The sequence below is a fragment of the Enterobacter sp. JBIWA008 genome (genome assembly GCF_019968765.1).
GTDB lineage: Bacteria > Pseudomonadota > Gammaproteobacteria > Enterobacterales > Enterobacteriaceae > Enterobacter.
Genome location: NZ_CP074149.1, coordinates 2,832,470 through 2,846,738 on the forward strand (window position 1 = coordinate 2,832,470; position 14,269 = coordinate 2,846,738).

Annotated in this window: 10 protein-coding genes; 6 read left to right on the plus strand and 4 right to left on the minus strand. The window is 58.4% G+C overall.

The window, feature by feature from the left end; translation table 11 throughout:
• Positions 1 to 804: 804 nt before the first annotated feature.
• Entirely contained in the window at positions 805 to 3,093 is a 2,289-nt protein-coding gene (locus tag KGP24_RS13680) for an FdhF/YdeP family oxidoreductase (RefSeq protein ID WP_223560806.1), read from the plus strand.
• A gap of 22 nt (positions 3,094 to 3,115) precedes the next feature.
• Positions 3,116 to 4,012, plus strand: a complete 897-nt coding sequence (locus tag KGP24_RS13685; protein ID WP_223560807.1) for a LysR family transcriptional regulator — start codon at positions 3,116 to 3,118, stop codon at positions 4,010 to 4,012.
• On the opposite strand, the gene KGP24_RS13690 is transcribed toward KGP24_RS13685, so the two are convergent.
• Positions 3,991 to 4,749: a PhnD/SsuA/transferrin family substrate-binding protein gene (locus KGP24_RS13690; RefSeq protein WP_223560808.1), complete on the minus strand. Its 759-nt coding sequence runs from the start codon at positions 4,747 to 4,749 to the stop codon at positions 3,991 to 3,993. The two genes, KGP24_RS13685 and KGP24_RS13690, sit on opposite strands and share 22 nt — an antisense overlap.
• A complete protein-coding gene (locus tag KGP24_RS13695; protein ID WP_223560809.1) occupies positions 4,742 to 5,713 on the minus strand; it encodes a fatty acid desaturase in 972 nt (323 codons plus the stop codon). The genes KGP24_RS13690 and KGP24_RS13695 overlap by 8 nt, the downstream gene beginning before the upstream one ends.
• 149 nt (positions 5,714 to 5,862) lie before the next feature.
• Here KGP24_RS13695 and KGP24_RS13700 point away from each other — a divergent pair, with 149 nt between their 5' ends.
• Positions 5,863 to 6,843, plus strand: coding sequence for a helix-turn-helix domain-containing protein (locus KGP24_RS13700; RefSeq protein ID WP_223560810.1), 981 nt, complete (start codon positions 5,863 to 5,865; stop codon positions 6,841 to 6,843).
• A 78-nt stretch (positions 6,844 to 6,921) separates the two neighbouring features.
• Positions 6,922 to 7,932: a type I glyceraldehyde-3-phosphate dehydrogenase gene (gene gap, locus KGP24_RS13705; RefSeq protein WP_223560811.1), complete on the plus strand. Its 1,011-nt coding sequence runs from the start codon at positions 6,922 to 6,924 to the stop codon at positions 7,930 to 7,932.
• A gap of 41 nt (positions 7,933 to 7,973) precedes the next feature.
• On the opposite strand, the gene KGP24_RS13710 is transcribed toward gap, so the two are convergent.
• Positions 7,974 to 9,161: an MFS transporter gene (locus KGP24_RS13710; protein ID WP_223560812.1), complete on the minus strand. Its 1,188-nt coding sequence runs from the start codon at positions 9,159 to 9,161 to the stop codon at positions 7,974 to 7,976.
• Positions 9,162 to 9,276: 115 nt separating this feature from the next.
• Here KGP24_RS13710 and KGP24_RS13715 point away from each other — a divergent pair, with 115 nt between their 5' ends.
• The gene (locus tag KGP24_RS13715) at positions 9,277 to 10,233 is read left to right on the plus strand and encodes an AraC family transcriptional regulator (protein ID WP_223560813.1); all 957 of its coding nucleotides are present in this window, start codon (positions 9,277 to 9,279) and stop codon (positions 10,231 to 10,233) included.
• 102 nt (positions 10,234 to 10,335) lie between these two features.
• Positions 10,336 to 12,021 (plus strand): alpha,alpha-trehalase, encoded by a 1,686-nt coding sequence (locus tag KGP24_RS13720; RefSeq protein ID WP_223563502.1) that lies wholly within the window; start codon positions 10,336 to 10,338, stop codon positions 12,019 to 12,021.
• A 62-nt stretch (positions 12,022 to 12,083) separates the two neighbouring features.
• Here KGP24_RS13720 and KGP24_RS13725 read toward each other — a convergent pair whose 3' ends face one another.
• Complete coding sequence (locus KGP24_RS13725; RefSeq protein ID WP_223560814.1) at positions 12,084 to 14,186, minus strand: TonB-dependent siderophore receptor; 2,103 nt, start codon at positions 14,184 to 14,186, stop codon at positions 12,084 to 12,086.
• Between the last annotated feature and the right edge of the window lie 83 nt (positions 14,187 to 14,269).

Here is a 14,269-nt window from a genome sequence, read left to right on the forward strand (position 1 = left end):
CCTCAATTCAATATTTACCGCTACGTAACTGTTGGCAAATGAAGCAGTCGGAAAATTATAGGATTAATCCTATGAAAAAGCCCGATATGTCCTATACCCTCTTATTCTTCCCTCACGCAATACAATAACTATCTGTTATATATTAAAAAAAACAAAAAGAGAACCACCCTCGTTAACGCAATAGTGATATTATCGCCACTACCATAATTAGTAGAATTTGCATACTGGTGCGGCAGCAGAATATATCAACGATGAATTATTTGTTGCTCTGACAGGGTATCTTTAATATTGAGCCCACCCGAAGACTTGAATGTGACTATTTCGCTTATATTGCACGATATTAATTTCACGACTAAAAATAACTTTATATTTCTCCTTATGGTAATTAACCAAGTCAGGCCTAAATTTTATCCATTAATCATTAAGCCTGAGTTAACTTTCCCGTCATTACCGCAGCTGAAAATGCTCTCAATAGCCCGCCGGTAGCGAACGTTGTTGTTTGCTACCGCTCACAGGCTTCTTTCGAAGTTTTAATGTTGCTACACAGTCTCCTGCTCGCCGCCATCTAGCTTGCTTACCGTGTGATAGATAAGATTTATTATTAAAATGATAAAAATTCGTTATAATTTCTTTAAATATTTAAACCTAAGACCCAATAAGCTGCTGTAATACAAAGAATTTGAGAGAAGGCATTTTCTGTACCGCATGCGCATAGCCATCCGGTCGTCATTGCTTTCGCTTATTGTCCTGTGTAGTGCTTTTATGGGTTCAGGCGTTGTATGACCGAACAAATCAGGAGTGGGTATGAACAAGAAAAGACGCTCAGTGCCAGGTATCCGACACTATGACGGTCCTGCCGGAGGCTGGGGTGCACTAAAAGCGACGGCCATTGCGGTACGTACCCAGATGGATACCCTTGATGCCCCCGCAACGCTGCTGCGCACCAACCAGCCTGACGGCTTCGACTGCCCGGGCTGCGCGTGGCCCGATAAAGAACACAAATCGACGTTCCAGTTCTGTGAGAACGGCGCCAAAGCGGTGACCTGGGAAGCGACCAGCAAACGCGTTACTCCCGCATTTCTGGCAGAAAACAGCGTCTCCTCGCTGCTGGCAAAATCGGACTTTGAGCTGGAAGGCTACGGTCGACTGACTCATCCCCTGCGCTATGACCGGGCAAGCGATACCTTACGGCCCGTTGAGTGGGACGAGGCGTTTCAACGTATCGGTGAGGTATTACGCGGGCTCGAACCGGACCAGGTCGAGTTTTATACCTCCGGGCGAGCCTCTAACGAAGCGGCGTATCTGTTCCAGCTGTTCGCGCGCGAATACGGCACCAACAACTTTCCCGACTGCTCTAATATGTGTCACGAGGCCACCAGCGTCGGTTTGCCCCGTTCGATTGGCATCGGGAAAGGTACCGTCTCGCTGGACGACTTCGATAAGACCGAGCTGGTGATCTCCATCGGCCACAACCCCGGCACGAACCATCCGCGAATGATGGGTACTCTGCATGAGCTGGCCCGTCGCAACGTGCCGATTATCGTCTTTAACCCGCTGCGCGAACGCGCCCTCGAACGTTTCGCCGACCCGCAAAGCGTGATTGAAATGGCGACCTACGGCTCCACGGATATCGCCTCGACCTATTTCCAGGTGAAGGCCGGGGGCGATGCCGCCGCGCTGAAGGGCATTGCCAAACATCTGCTGGAAATGGAGGCCGAACGCGGTGACGTGCTGGATCGCGCATTCATTGCCGAACATACCCAGGGCATTGAGGACTTTGCCGCCGATATCGCGCAAACCCGCTGGGACGAGATCGAGCGCGAGTCGGGCCTCAGCCAGGCGGCGCTCAAAACGGTAGCAGAGGCCTATGCGAAATCAAATGCCACCATCATTACTTACGGAATGGGAATCACCCAGCACAATAAAGGCACGGCAAACGTCCGCCTGATAGCTGACCTGCTGCTGCTGCGCGGAAATATCGGCAAGCCCGGCGCGGGTATTTGCCCCCTGCGCGGTCACTCAAACGTTCAGGGAAACCGGACCGTGGGGATTAGCGAGAAGCCTACCCCGGCCTTCCTGAACCGTCTGAAGGACGTATTCGGCTTTGAACCGCCGTCTCAACACGGACACGATGCGGTGCAGGCCACGCAGGCGATGATCGACGGCCGCGCGAAGGCGCTCATCTGCCTCGGGGGTAATTTTGCGGTGGCGATGCCCGATCACGAGCGGGGTTTCCCGGCGATGGGTAATCTGGATTTGAGCGTGCACGTCGGCACCAAGCTCAACCGCACCCATCTGCTGGTGGGCAAAGAAACCTTTATTTTCCCGTGCCTTGGCCGCACGGAGCTGGATGTTCAGGCTACCGGTCGTCAGTCCATTACCGTCGAAGACTCCATGTCGATGGTGCATGCCTCCTCCGGCAAGCTGAAACCTGCCTCGCCGTTACTCCGCTCGGAACCGGCTATCGTTGCGGGCATGGCGAAAGCCACCCTGCCGGACACCCGCGTGGACTGGACGACGCTGGTTGAGGATTATGACCGGATCCGCGATCTGATCGAGCAGACCATTCCGGGCTTTGAGAACTACAACGCGCGGATCCGCATTCCCGGCGGCTTCCGTATGCCGCTGCCGCCGACGCAACGTATCTGGCCAACGGCGACGGGAAAAGCGATGTTCTCGGTGTTCGACGGCGTTCACGAGAACACCAGCGGTGAAGGTGAGCATGTTCTGCGCCTGATCACGCTGCGCAGCCACGACCAGTACAACACCACCATTTACGCTCTGGACGACCGCTACCGTGGGGTGTTTGGCCGCCGCGACGTGCTTTTTATGAACGAAGAGGACATGGCGCAGTCAGGGCTGGCACACGGCGACCGCGTGGATATTGAAACCGCCCTCCCCGGCAGCGTTCAGCGTCTGAAAGACATTACCGTGGTGGCGTACAGCATCGCGCCGGTCACCGTCGGCGCCTATTACCCGGAGGCCAACGTGCTGGTGCCGCTGGATTATCTGGATAAGGACAGCGGTACCCCGTCGTATAAATCCGTTCCGGTTCGCATCACCCTGCGCTCAAAAGAGATCCGCATGCTGTAAGGCTGTTCGCGCAGAGAAAAAGATGGATATTAAACAGTTAAAATATTTAATCGCTCTCGACGAGACCCGCCATTTTGGCAAGGCGGCCTCGCAGTGCAACATCACCCAGCCGACCCTCTCCATGCGCATCCGCAGCCTGGAAGAGGAGCTGGGGCTGGTGCTGATTGTGCGCGGGCAGCGCTTTGAAGGGTTTACGCCGGAGGGTGAACGCATCCTCGCGTGGGCCCGCGCCCTGCTGGCGGCGCACGACGGGTTACAGGCGGAAGCCGCGCTGTGTAAAGGTCAGGTGGTGGGCGAATTACGTCTGGGGATGGTGCCGCTGGCGAGCGTGGATCCGATGATTTTTATTCGCCATCTGACGCAAAAATACCCGGAGCTGACCTACAGCCTTTATTCCATGTCCTCAGCGCAGATAGCGGACGGCGTCAGCCGCAATCAGCTTGAGCTGGGAATTTGCTACCTCAACAGCATCGATACCAGCCTGTTTGACATTATCCAGCTGCCAAAAACGAAGATGGGCCTGCTGCACGACGTCCGCCATTTCCAGCTCGGCCAGGCAACGCTGACGTGGCAGGACCTGACGGATTTTCCGCTGGGGTTCCTGACCAAAGGGATGCACTACCGGGCGCATATGGAGGCAAGCTTTAAGGCTGCCGGCATCGAACCGACGTCCGTTTTCGAGAGCGACTCTACGTTCCAGATCATTCAGGCGGTTCAGAGCGGCGTGTGCTGCGCCGTGATGCCGCTGAACAACGGGCTGGAGGCACTGAACAGCAACTTCAGGATTGTCCCCATCGCCGACGCGAATATTGAGGCTCCTGTCGGCCTGATTATGCGCAGGCAGAAGCCCGTCTCCTCGCTGGCGCTGCGCTGTTTTACCGACGCGCAGGAGGTTTATCACGCCAGCAATGAGGCGTAGGCCTGGCGCGTCACGACGCTAAACCCCTCAATCAGTACCGCGGCGCACACCTCCCGGAATTCAGGCGCATCCACCAGTTCGCCTAGCGCATCGCGAATGGCGTTAAGCGTTTCAGGCGAGGTGTTATGCGAGGCGATCAGCGGCAGTCCCGGCGTCAGCGGGGTACGGTCAATGACCGACAGCCCCGCAAGCCATTCCGGCTCATGGCGCTGCAGCAGTGCCCAGGTGACACAGTCGATGGCCGCGATATCCCCTGCCCCGCGTTTCACATCAATCAGCGACTGGCGATGGCTGCCGCTGAAGGACGTTTGCGCGAAAAATGGACCGCCGCTCGCCAGGGGAGCCACTATCTTTCGCAGCGCATTGTAGCCGGACTGGGAATCCGCAGAATTACAGACCGCCCGACGTCCGCGAAAATCCGCCAGCGTGAGGTGCCGATCCTCCTCGCGTACCACCAGAAAGCTGCGGTACTGGCTCCCTTCGCAGCCCGGTGCCGCGTAGTGAAAACAGCCGACCACCTGCACGTCCGGGAGCTGCGTGACCAGCGGGTAACCGCAGGTCTGGCTGAGGATAAGCGCAGGCTGTTTCCAGTGGGTCAGCAGATCGGACTCAGGCCAGCCGGGATCGCGATCGACGGACACACCTCGCGCAGCCAGCAGCCCCTTTACCGCCAGCCAGAGCGCGCGGGTGTCGGCGCGATCCACGGCATACATGGGAAATGCCAGCAGGTTACTCATACCCTTCCCCCTGTTGTTTTGTGGGGTGAACGGTGACGTCGACGGGTCTGGCCCAGAACTGACGCAGCCATTCACCATAGCCCCTGACGAGAAAACCGTGGTTTCGCTGCTGGTACGCCTCCCGGTTTTGCTGGTAGATCGCCTTCAGCCCGTACCAGGGAACGCCCGGCAGATCGTGATGTACTGAATGGTAGTTGAGATTCAAAAACAGCACCCGCCAGAACAGCCCCGCCTCGTTAATGACGGAGCGCGCCAGGGGATCGTCCGCCGCGCGATGTTCGAAAAACGATCGGACCTTGGTCAGCGCCAGCGCCGGATAGCTGACCGCCAGCACGAACCAGACGGGTGAAAAACCGGTATGCGTCATCCAGGCGAAGAGCGCCACCAGCAGCAGCACGTGAACCAGCCACATAGCCATAGCCCGCAGGTGAAGGTGGCGAAACGCCGCCGCGGCGCTGCCCAGCGTCTGAAGGATATCCAGCAGCGGCGCCAGCACCAGCCGCCCGGCGAAGGTATTTCGGGCCCGGATCGCGCGTTTCTGCCACGGCGAAAAGCGCGCCCAGCTCTCGTCGGTAAAATAGTACGACTCCGGGTCATCCACCGGATGGGTCAGGCTATGGTGCCGATGATGGGCGAGATGGGAGTCCCGGTACAGGCCATACGGATACCAGACCGCCAGCGGGAGCGTGCCAAACAGCTGGTTGAGCCAGGCAAAACGCGTGGGGTGTCCGTGGATCAGCTCATGCTGCAGGGACATGTACCAGGCGGTAAACCCGACGAGCAGCAGCGTGGCGGGCAGCAGGCCGAGCGTTTGCCAGAACGTTAGCGTGGCAAACCAGCCTGCATAAATAGTAATAATTAACAGCCACGTGGGCAGTTCGCTTCGCCATAAAAAACCCGATGCGAGATGGCGGATTTGTTCGCGTTGCTGCGGATGTAAATAGAGGGAGCTTCGTTGACTCATTCCTTCAGACGCCGTTTCGCCAGAGATAATTCTCTGACGATCGGGGATAACGCCTGAAATAACAAAGAACTTAAATCACTTTGCTTTGCCAGAAACCTGCGGGCCGCGCGTCGCTTGACTTATTCTGTAATAAAGGTACTTTTCAGGACATGAAGAAAATCCTGATTATCGTTCCCGACGGCGGCATGCTTTTTGAAGCCGCCGGTATCGCCGACATTCTGATGCAGGCCAACCGGCTGCATCCGGAAGGGCTTTCGCAGCCCCGCTACCGGATTATCATCGCCACCACGCAGCCTCACCAGGTGATCCACGGCCAGTCCGGCCTGAATCTGCTGGCGGACTATCGCCTGCCGGAGCTGGATCCGCGTGAACCGCTGGACACCATTATCATCACCGGACGCGGCATGAACGAGCAGGAGAGCACGGCGGTGGTGGACTGGCTGCATCTCGCTGCGCCCCACGCCCGGCGGGTAGCCTCTATCTGCGGCGGCGCGATGCTGCTGGCCCAGACCGGCCTGCTGAACGGTCGCCGCGCGACCACCCACTGGCGGCTGCTGGAGACGATGCAAGCCCGGTATCCGGCTATCCGCGTCGAAGGCGGTCCGCTGTACATTCAGGATGGCCCCATCTGGACCTCCGGCGGCGTGAGCTCCGGGTTCGATCTGACCCTGGCGCTGGTGGAAGACGACTACGGATTTACCCTCGCCCGCGACGTGGCGCAGGATATGGTGATGTATCTGCGCCGTCCCGGCGGCCAGCTACAGTTCAGCCGTTACAGCCTGCAACAGCCCGGCACATCCGGTCCGATAAGCGAACTGCAAGCGTGGATCCTGCAGAACCTCACCGCCGACCTGTGCGTGGAAAATCTTGCCGGGAAAGCGGCAATGAGCCCGCGTAATTTCACCCGCGTGTTTACCCGCGAGGCGGGAGTCTCTCCGGCCCGCTACGTGACCGAGGCGCGTCTGGCCGCGGCCCGCCAGCTGCTTGAGCAGACCCATGACTCCCTTGAGCGCGTTGCCGAGCAAAGCGGGTTTGGCACCAGCATTAACTTGCGCCGCATCTTTGAGAAACAGCTTCACCTCACGCCCGGCGAGTACCGCCAGCGCTTCCACTGCCGCAAAATGGCGTAATCTGATCCTTTTTTGTCGTTTACGCCAACCGGCCCGACGCCTACAGTGACTCCAGACAACAGAGATAAGGAGTGCACCATGGTTAAGGTCGGTATTAACGGTTTCGGCCGTATCGGACGTAATTTCCTGCGCGCGGCGCTGGGTAACCCGGATCTGCAGATTGTGGCCATTAACGATCTGACGGACAGTAAAACCCTCGCCCACCTGCTGAAACATGATTCCCTGCTGGGCACGCTTCCCGCGCCCGTTGAAGCGGCAGACGGTGCGCTGCAGGTAGACGGGCAGCGGATCGCCGTTTTTAGCGAACGCGATCCGGCGAATATCCCGTGGCGCGACGTCGGCGTTGACGTGGTAATTGAGGCCACCGGCTTCTTTACAGAGCGGGAAAAAGCCGCAGTGCATATTACCCACGGCGGCGCTAAGCGCGTCATCATTTCCGCCCCCGGGAAGAACGACGACCTGACGATTGTGATGGGCGTCAACCATGACCAGTACGATCCCGCCCGCCACGCGGTGGTGAGCAACGGGAGCTGCACCACGAACGGTCTGGCACCGGCTGCCCAGGTGCTGCATCAGCAGTTCGGGATTGAGCATGGCCTGATGAACACCACGCATGCCTACACCAACAGCCAGGCGCTGCACGATCAGCCGGAGAAAGATCTGCGCGGCGCACGCGCGGCGGCGCTGTCGATTGTGCCTTATTCAAGCGGCGCGGCGAAAGCGCTGGGGAAAGTGATCCCCTCCCTGGACGGTAAGCTGACCGGATACTCCCTGCGCGTGCCGGTGCCGGTGGTGTCGATTGTGGATTTGACGGTAACGCTGAGCCGTAACGTAACCGCCGAAGAGGTGAACGAGGCGTTCCGCAACGCGGCCGCCAGCGGGCCGCTGAAAGGCATTCTGGGCTATAGCGATGAACCGCTGGTTTCCAGCGATTATCAGGGCGACCCGCGCTCCTCGATTATTGACGGGCTTTCCACGCTGGTGATTGGCGGGAACATGGTGAAGATCCTGGCGTGGTACGACAACGAGTGGGGCTTCTCTAACCGCCTGGTGGATTTGGCGGTATTTATGGATAAGAAAGGGCTGTAAGTCTTGCGCCGGGTGGCGTTAACGCTCACCCGGCAAATAATTCACTCCGCTTTCACTTTCACACCCATAAACACAATCACCATCGCCGTTACCAGCAGGAAACCGCTGCCCGCGAACACGCCGCTGGCACCGTTAAGATCAAACACCGCCCCGCCTCCGGCAGCGCCGGCGCTTATCGCCAGCTGGATTGAGGCCACCAGCAGGCCGCCTGCACTTTCGGCTTCATCCGGAACGGTGGTGGCAAGCCAGGTTGACCAGCCCACCGGAACCAGACCAAATGCAAAGCCCCACAGCGCGACCAGCAGCCCGTCAAGCATGGCCAGATGACCAAAGGCGACCATCATGAGCGCGAGAACGCCCATCGCAAACGGCACCAGCGCCAGCGTCAGGCGCAGATTTCGTGCCAGCAGATGTCCGGCCACGGAGGTGCCGACAAAGTTGGCGATGCCAAATCCCAGCAGGATCAGCGAAATGGTCTCCACGCTCGCCTGCCCCACAGTCTCCAGGAACGGGCGCAGATAGGTAAAGAAGGCAAAATGGCCGCTGAAGATCAGGATGGTCGCCAGCATGCCGCCGATCATCCCCGGACGACGCAGCACGCGGAACAGCGTACTCAGGCTGCCGCTGCTCTCCGGCTTCATGGACGGCAGTACCCAGAGCTGCCACAGCAGCGCCAGCATGCTCGGCAGGATGCAGAGAACAAAGACGTTGCGCCAGCCGATCAGGCTGCCCAGATAGCTGCCCAGCGGTGCCGCGACCACCGTAGCAATCGATACGCTGGAGAAGATCACCGCCAGCGCCTTCGGCACTTTATCCGCCGGGACCAGACGCATCGTTGTGGCCGTCGACATCGCCCAGAATCCCCCGATGGCTATCCCCAGCAGCAGACGCCCCATCAGCAGGACGTGCAGCGTCGGTGCAAAGGCCACCAGCAGGCTGGAGATAATTTGCAGGACCGAGAAAAACATCAGCACCCAGCGGCGGTCGATACTTTTGGTGGCTGGCGTAATCAGCAGTCCGGTGACCAGCGCCACCAGCGCGGTGGCGGTGACGGCCTGTCCGGCCATTCCTTCACTCACGCCCAGGCTCGCGGCCATCGGCGTTAACAAACTCGCCGGCAGAAATTCTGCCGTAATCAAACCAAACACCCCCAGCCCCAGTGAATAGACGGCCCGCCAGGCGGGTTTTGCAGGCGCTACCGCCTCGCTCGCCGCGACACATGAACTCATCTGTTGATCTCCCGTTATAAAAATGTGACTACTGTCGCAAAAGAATAGAAGGTTCACCCTGGACGATCTATGACATATAATCTCCACTTATTGATTATTCGTCCGGAGTTGCGCCATGACCGTACAGTCCCCCGATCTGATCAGCGAACTTTTACGCGGCATGCGCCTGTCAGGCGTGAAGTACCGGCGGATTGAAGCCAGCGCGCCGTTTGGCGTCGCGTTTCATCAGGCGCCCGGCCGGGCACAGTTTCATTTTGTGAGCCACGGTAGCGCCCTGCTGCGCATGGAAAGCGGCGCAACGTTCGAACTGAGCGGTGGCGACGCCCTCTTTATTCCCGGCGGGAATTCCCATGCCCTGCTCTCTGACGAGCGGGCAACCATTACGCCCATCAATGCCTTTCCCAGCGAGCCCATCTGCAGCTCGGTGTGTGCCATCACCTGCGAGCCCTGTCCGGAGAGCGAGAACACCCTCATCTTTAGCGGGTGCATGGATTTTGAGCTGGGCGGAATGCAGCCGCTTATCAAGGCGATGCCGGAAGTGATGATGGTCAGCCGGCTGATGTCCACCTGGCCGGAAATTCATCCGCTGCTGGCGGCGATGGAGCGGGAATCCGCGGCGCGTCAGGCCGGGTACGCCGGGATCCTTGCGCGACTGGCCGACGTGGTGGCGGCATTAATCGTGCGCGGCTGGGTTGAAGGCGGCTGCGGTAAAGCCACCGGCTGGGTGCAGGTTCTGCGCGACCCGCGCCTGAGCCGGGCCATTTACGCCATGCACCAGCAGCCAGGCCTGAACTGGAGCGTCGCGGATCTGGCAAAAGAAGCGGGCACCTCCCGCTCCGTGTTCGCCGAACGGTTTCTGGCCGCGACGGGAACTACCCCGGCAAAATATCTCAGCGAGCTGAGGATGCGGCTGGCCATCCAGTACATTCGCCACGAAAATCAGCCGATTGAAACCGTCGCGCTGCGGCTGGGATACGGCTCTCTGGCGGCATTTAGCCGGGCATTTAAGCGCATTATTGGGCATGCGCCTGGCACGCTGCGGGAAGCCAGCCAGACGCCGGAAGAGGTCTGAAAGACCGGCAATTATTAACGCGAAGCGGGCAATATTCGTCTAAGGTTTTCAGGTGATTGACAACAGCGGCCACGCTGTTTAGTGAAGACAGGAGACGAAATGATGATAAGACCTCGTACACTACGCCCCGCGTTCTTGCCCCTTGCGTTAGGAGGCGCGCTGCTCGGCGTAACGACATTGAGTTATGCCGACGATAGCCCCGCAGCCCAGACAACCTCACCCGATATTTTGCTGGGCCCTCTGTTTAACGATGTGCAAAGCGCCAGACTGTTTCCCGATCAGAAAACCTTTGCTGATGCCGTCCCCAAAAGCGACCCGCTGATGATTCTGGCGGATTATCGTATGCAGCACACGCAGTCCAGCTTTGACTTACGCCACTTTGTCGAGATGAACTTTACGCTCCCTGCGGAAGGTGAAAAATATGTTCCGCCTGCTGGACAAAGTTTACGTGAGCACATTGACGATCTCTGGCCCGTACTGACGCGCACCACCGATAAAGCCAGCAACAAATGGGATTCCCTGCTGCCGTTACCGAAACCTTACGTTGTGCCCGGCGGACGTTTCCGCGAGGTCTACTACTGGGACAGCTATTTCACCATGCTGGGCCTGGCAGAGAGCGGTCACTGGGACAAAATCAGCGACATGGTGGATAACTTTGCGTATGAGATTGACACCTTCGGCCACATTCCCAACGGCAACCGCAGCTATTACCTGAGCCGCTCCCAGCCGCCGTTTTTCTCAATGATGGTTGAACTGCTGGCGACCCACGACAGCGATGCGCTGAAGAAGTATCGTCCGCAGATGGAGAAAGAGTATGCCTACTGGATGGACGGCGTCGACGCCCTTCAGCCGGGGCAGGCCAACAAGCGCGTGGTAAAACTGGATGACGGCGCTATCCTCAACCGCTACTGGGACGACCGCGATACCCCGCGCCCGGAGTCCTGGCTTGACGATGTGAATACCGCCAAAAGTAACCCTAACCGACCTGCGACCGAGATCTACCGCGATTTGCGTTCCGCTGCGGCCTCGGGCTGGGACTTTAGCTCCCGCTGGATGGACGACCCGCAAAAGCTCGGCACCATCCGGACCACCAGCATTGTCCCCGTGGACCTGAACGCCCTGATGTTCAGGATGGAAAAACTGCTGGCGCGGGCAAGCCAGGAGAGTGGCGACGCCGCCAGCGCGAGTAAATACGAGGCGCTGGCTACGGCGCGTCAGAAAGCCATCGAGAGCCACCTGTGGAATGATAAAGAGGGCTGGTACGCCGATTACGATCTCAAAAGCAAGAAGGTCCGCAATCAGCTTACGGCGGCAGCCCTGTTCCCGCTTTACGTGAAGGCGGCGGCGCAGGATCGGGCCGATAAAGTCGCCGCGGCAACCTCATCGCGCCTGTTGAAGCCGGGCGGTATTGCGACCACCACCGTCAATAGCGGCCAGCAGTGGGATGCGCCAAACGGCTGGGCCCCGCTGCAATGGGTGGCTGCGGAAGGGCTGCAGAATTACGGGCAGGAGAAGGTCTCGATGGACGTGACCTGGCGCTTCCTGAAGAACGTTCAGCATACTTACGACCGCGAAAAGAAACTGGTCGAGAAATATGACGTGTCGACAACCGGGACGGGCGGCGGCGGCGGCGAGTATCCGCTGCAGGACGGCTTCGGCTGGAGCAACGGCGTGACGCTGAAGATGCTGGATCGGGTCTGCCCGAAAGCAAAACCGTGCGACAACGTGCCGGAGAATCAGCCTGCGGCGAATGATGAGGCTGCGCCGGTGAAAGCTGCGGCGCAGTAAGGGTATTGCCGGGTGGCGGCTCCGCCTTACCCGGCCTACATTTTGAACTCACAGGGAATTACTTAGAAACTATAACTCGCCCCTAGCTGATACGTCATGTCACGCCCAATCCAGCAGTTGGTCGCATCGTAGCAGGTCAGCGTCTCTTTATTGGTGATGTTCTGCGCGCTGGCTTTAAGCGTTAGCCCTGCCAGCGAGGGCAGGATTTCGCCCATCCGGTACGAGGCCGCCAGATCGTACTGCGTAGTGCCTCCCAGTTTACCCGCATCGTTTGCCGGAGAGATTTCCATCGGCCCGGTGTAGCGTGCACCCGCTCCCAGCATCAGTCCTTTCAGCGGCGTGTTATCAAAGGTGTAATCCCCCCAGAGGTTGAAGGCATTTTCCGGGACCTGCGTTGGACGTTTACCTTTGTACTTGTCATCTTCCCGGTTGATCGCGTGGGTGTACGCATAGTTGGCAATCAGCGTCAGGCTGTCCGTCGGACGGCTGATAGCTGACAGCTCTGCCCCTTTGGATTCCACTTCCCCGGTCTGACGATAGTTCAGGAAGCCCGGATCGGAGGTGACGACATTTTTCTGACGGATGTTAAACACCGAGGCGGTAAAGGTGGTGGCGTAGTCGGCCAGCAGATATTTCACCCCGCCTTCCACCTGCCTGCTGGTGGTCGGCTTGACGTCTTTCGCCACGAGCGTGCCCTGCGGCGACACCGGCGCAAAACCTTCGGAATAGCTGATAAATGGTGAAATCCCGTTATCGAAGGCGTAAAGCGCGCCCAGGCGTTTGGTGACGCGGTCCTGCGACACCCAGGCTTTATCACCGTTTTGCAGGTAGTTGGTGGTGACGGAGCGGTAATCGTCGTAGCGCAGGCTGCCCAGCAGGTTGAGGCCGCCAAACTCTACCTGATCCTGTAAGTAATAGCCGTTCTGCTGGTAGCTGAGGCGGTTTTTCTGGGCGGTATACAGTCCCAGCGCGCTTTCCTGAATCTGCGAATAGTCAGGATGCTGCATATCGATACCCGGCGTGGCCGACGCGTAGCGATAGTGGAAGTGGGAGTTCAGCTTCTGATAGTCAAACCCGGCCAGCAGGTGGTGTTTCCACTCGCCCAGCGCAACGGTTTTGGTCACCTGGTTGTCGATGTTGAAGCTCTTAAGGTCTTCATCGGTGGTGTAAGCAAAGCGGTTGAGCTGATACACCTCGCTTCCCGTCCCTGTCGCGTAGACGCTGCGCTGGTGGGTATCGACGTCGAAATAGCGCGCCTTCTGGTTAAAGCCCCAGCCGCTGTCAAATTCATGTTCAAAGCTGTAGCCCAGCATCCACTGACGCTGCTTAAACCCGCTCCATTCGTCTCCTGCGTAATCGCGCTTGCCCGCATATTTAGAGCGCAGGTAGGCGAGCGGCAGCGGGTTAGACGGCGTGAGGCTCGGGGTGTTTTGCGCCAGCGCGTCCAGGGTGAGGCGGGTTTTGTTGTCGGGCTGCCAGGTGACGGACGGAGCAACCAGGTAGTTTTCATACCGGGTGGTGTGCGGCTGATCGTCGTTTTCCGTGGCTTTGCCCAGCAAACGGTAGTTCCAGTCGCTGTCGGCAATCTGCCCGGTTGAATCGAGATAGCCCTCTTTCAGATTACGGTTTCCGGTGTTAATGCCGATTTCGGTTCGGGCTTCCCGCTGCGGTTTTTTACTTTGAATATTCACCAGCCCGCCCGGCGAACCGCCGCCGTAAAGAACCGATGACGGGCCTTTCAGGATATCAACGCTGTCAATTAGCAGCGGATCGATACGCGCTTTGGTATTGCCGGTGACGTTGTAGGGCAGCTGCAGCCCGTTGTAGAACTCCTGATCGACGGTAAAGCCACGAATTTTATATTCGCTCATGTAGGAGGTATTCCCCCGCACCTCGGTTGAAACGCCCGGGGCATAGCGCAGGATTTCATTCACCGAATTCGCGTGACGCTTTTCAATTTCCGGCGCAGAGAGGGTCGTGATGACCTGCGGCGTTTTACCTTCGGCAACGGCCGATTTTGTGGCGCTGTTCGTCCAGGCCGGCAGCGCGCTGCCCTGCTCTGAGCCCGTGACGACGATGGTGGATTCTTCGGCGAAAGCCGGGACCTGCAATGCCAGCGTAACGGCACCTGCCAGGGCGCAAAGCGTAAAACGTGAGCTATTCATAATGTCGTCTTGTTGTTATATGCAATACGGAACGACAATTATTATCATTTAGATTAACAAATCAATACTCAGGCAAAAAAACG

Coding starts and splice junctions, on each gene's coding strand:
- KGP24_RS13715 (WP_223560813.1), top strand. CDS start 9,277: ATGACCGTACAGTCCCCCGATCTGATCAGCGAACTTTTACGCGGCATG.
- KGP24_RS13690 (WP_223560808.1), bottom strand. CDS start 4,749: ATGAGTAACCTGCTGGCATTTCCCATGTATGCCGTGGATCGCGCCGAC.
- KGP24_RS13695 (WP_223560809.1), bottom strand. CDS start 5,713: ATGAGTCAACGAAGCTCCCTCTATTTACATCCGCAGCAACGCGAACAA.
- KGP24_RS13685 (WP_223560807.1), top strand. CDS start 3,116: ATGGATATTAAACAGTTAAAATATTTAATCGCTCTCGACGAGACCCGC.
- KGP24_RS13725 (WP_223560814.1), bottom strand. CDS start 14,186: ATGAATAGCTCACGTTTTACGCTTTGCGCCCTGGCAGGTGCCGTTACG.
- KGP24_RS13720 (WP_223563502.1), top strand. CDS start 10,336: ATGATAAGACCTCGTACACTACGCCCCGCGTTCTTGCCCCTTGCGTTA.
- gap (WP_223560811.1), top strand. CDS start 6,922: ATGGTTAAGGTCGGTATTAACGGTTTCGGCCGTATCGGACGTAATTTC.
- KGP24_RS13710 (WP_223560812.1), bottom strand. CDS start 9,161: ATGAGTTCATGTGTCGCGGCGAGCGAGGCGGTAGCGCCTGCAAAACCC.
- KGP24_RS13680 (WP_223560806.1), top strand. CDS start 805: ATGAACAAGAAAAGACGCTCAGTGCCAGGTATCCGACACTATGACGGT.
- KGP24_RS13700 (WP_223560810.1), top strand. CDS start 5,863: ATGAAGAAAATCCTGATTATCGTTCCCGACGGCGGCATGCTTTTTGAA.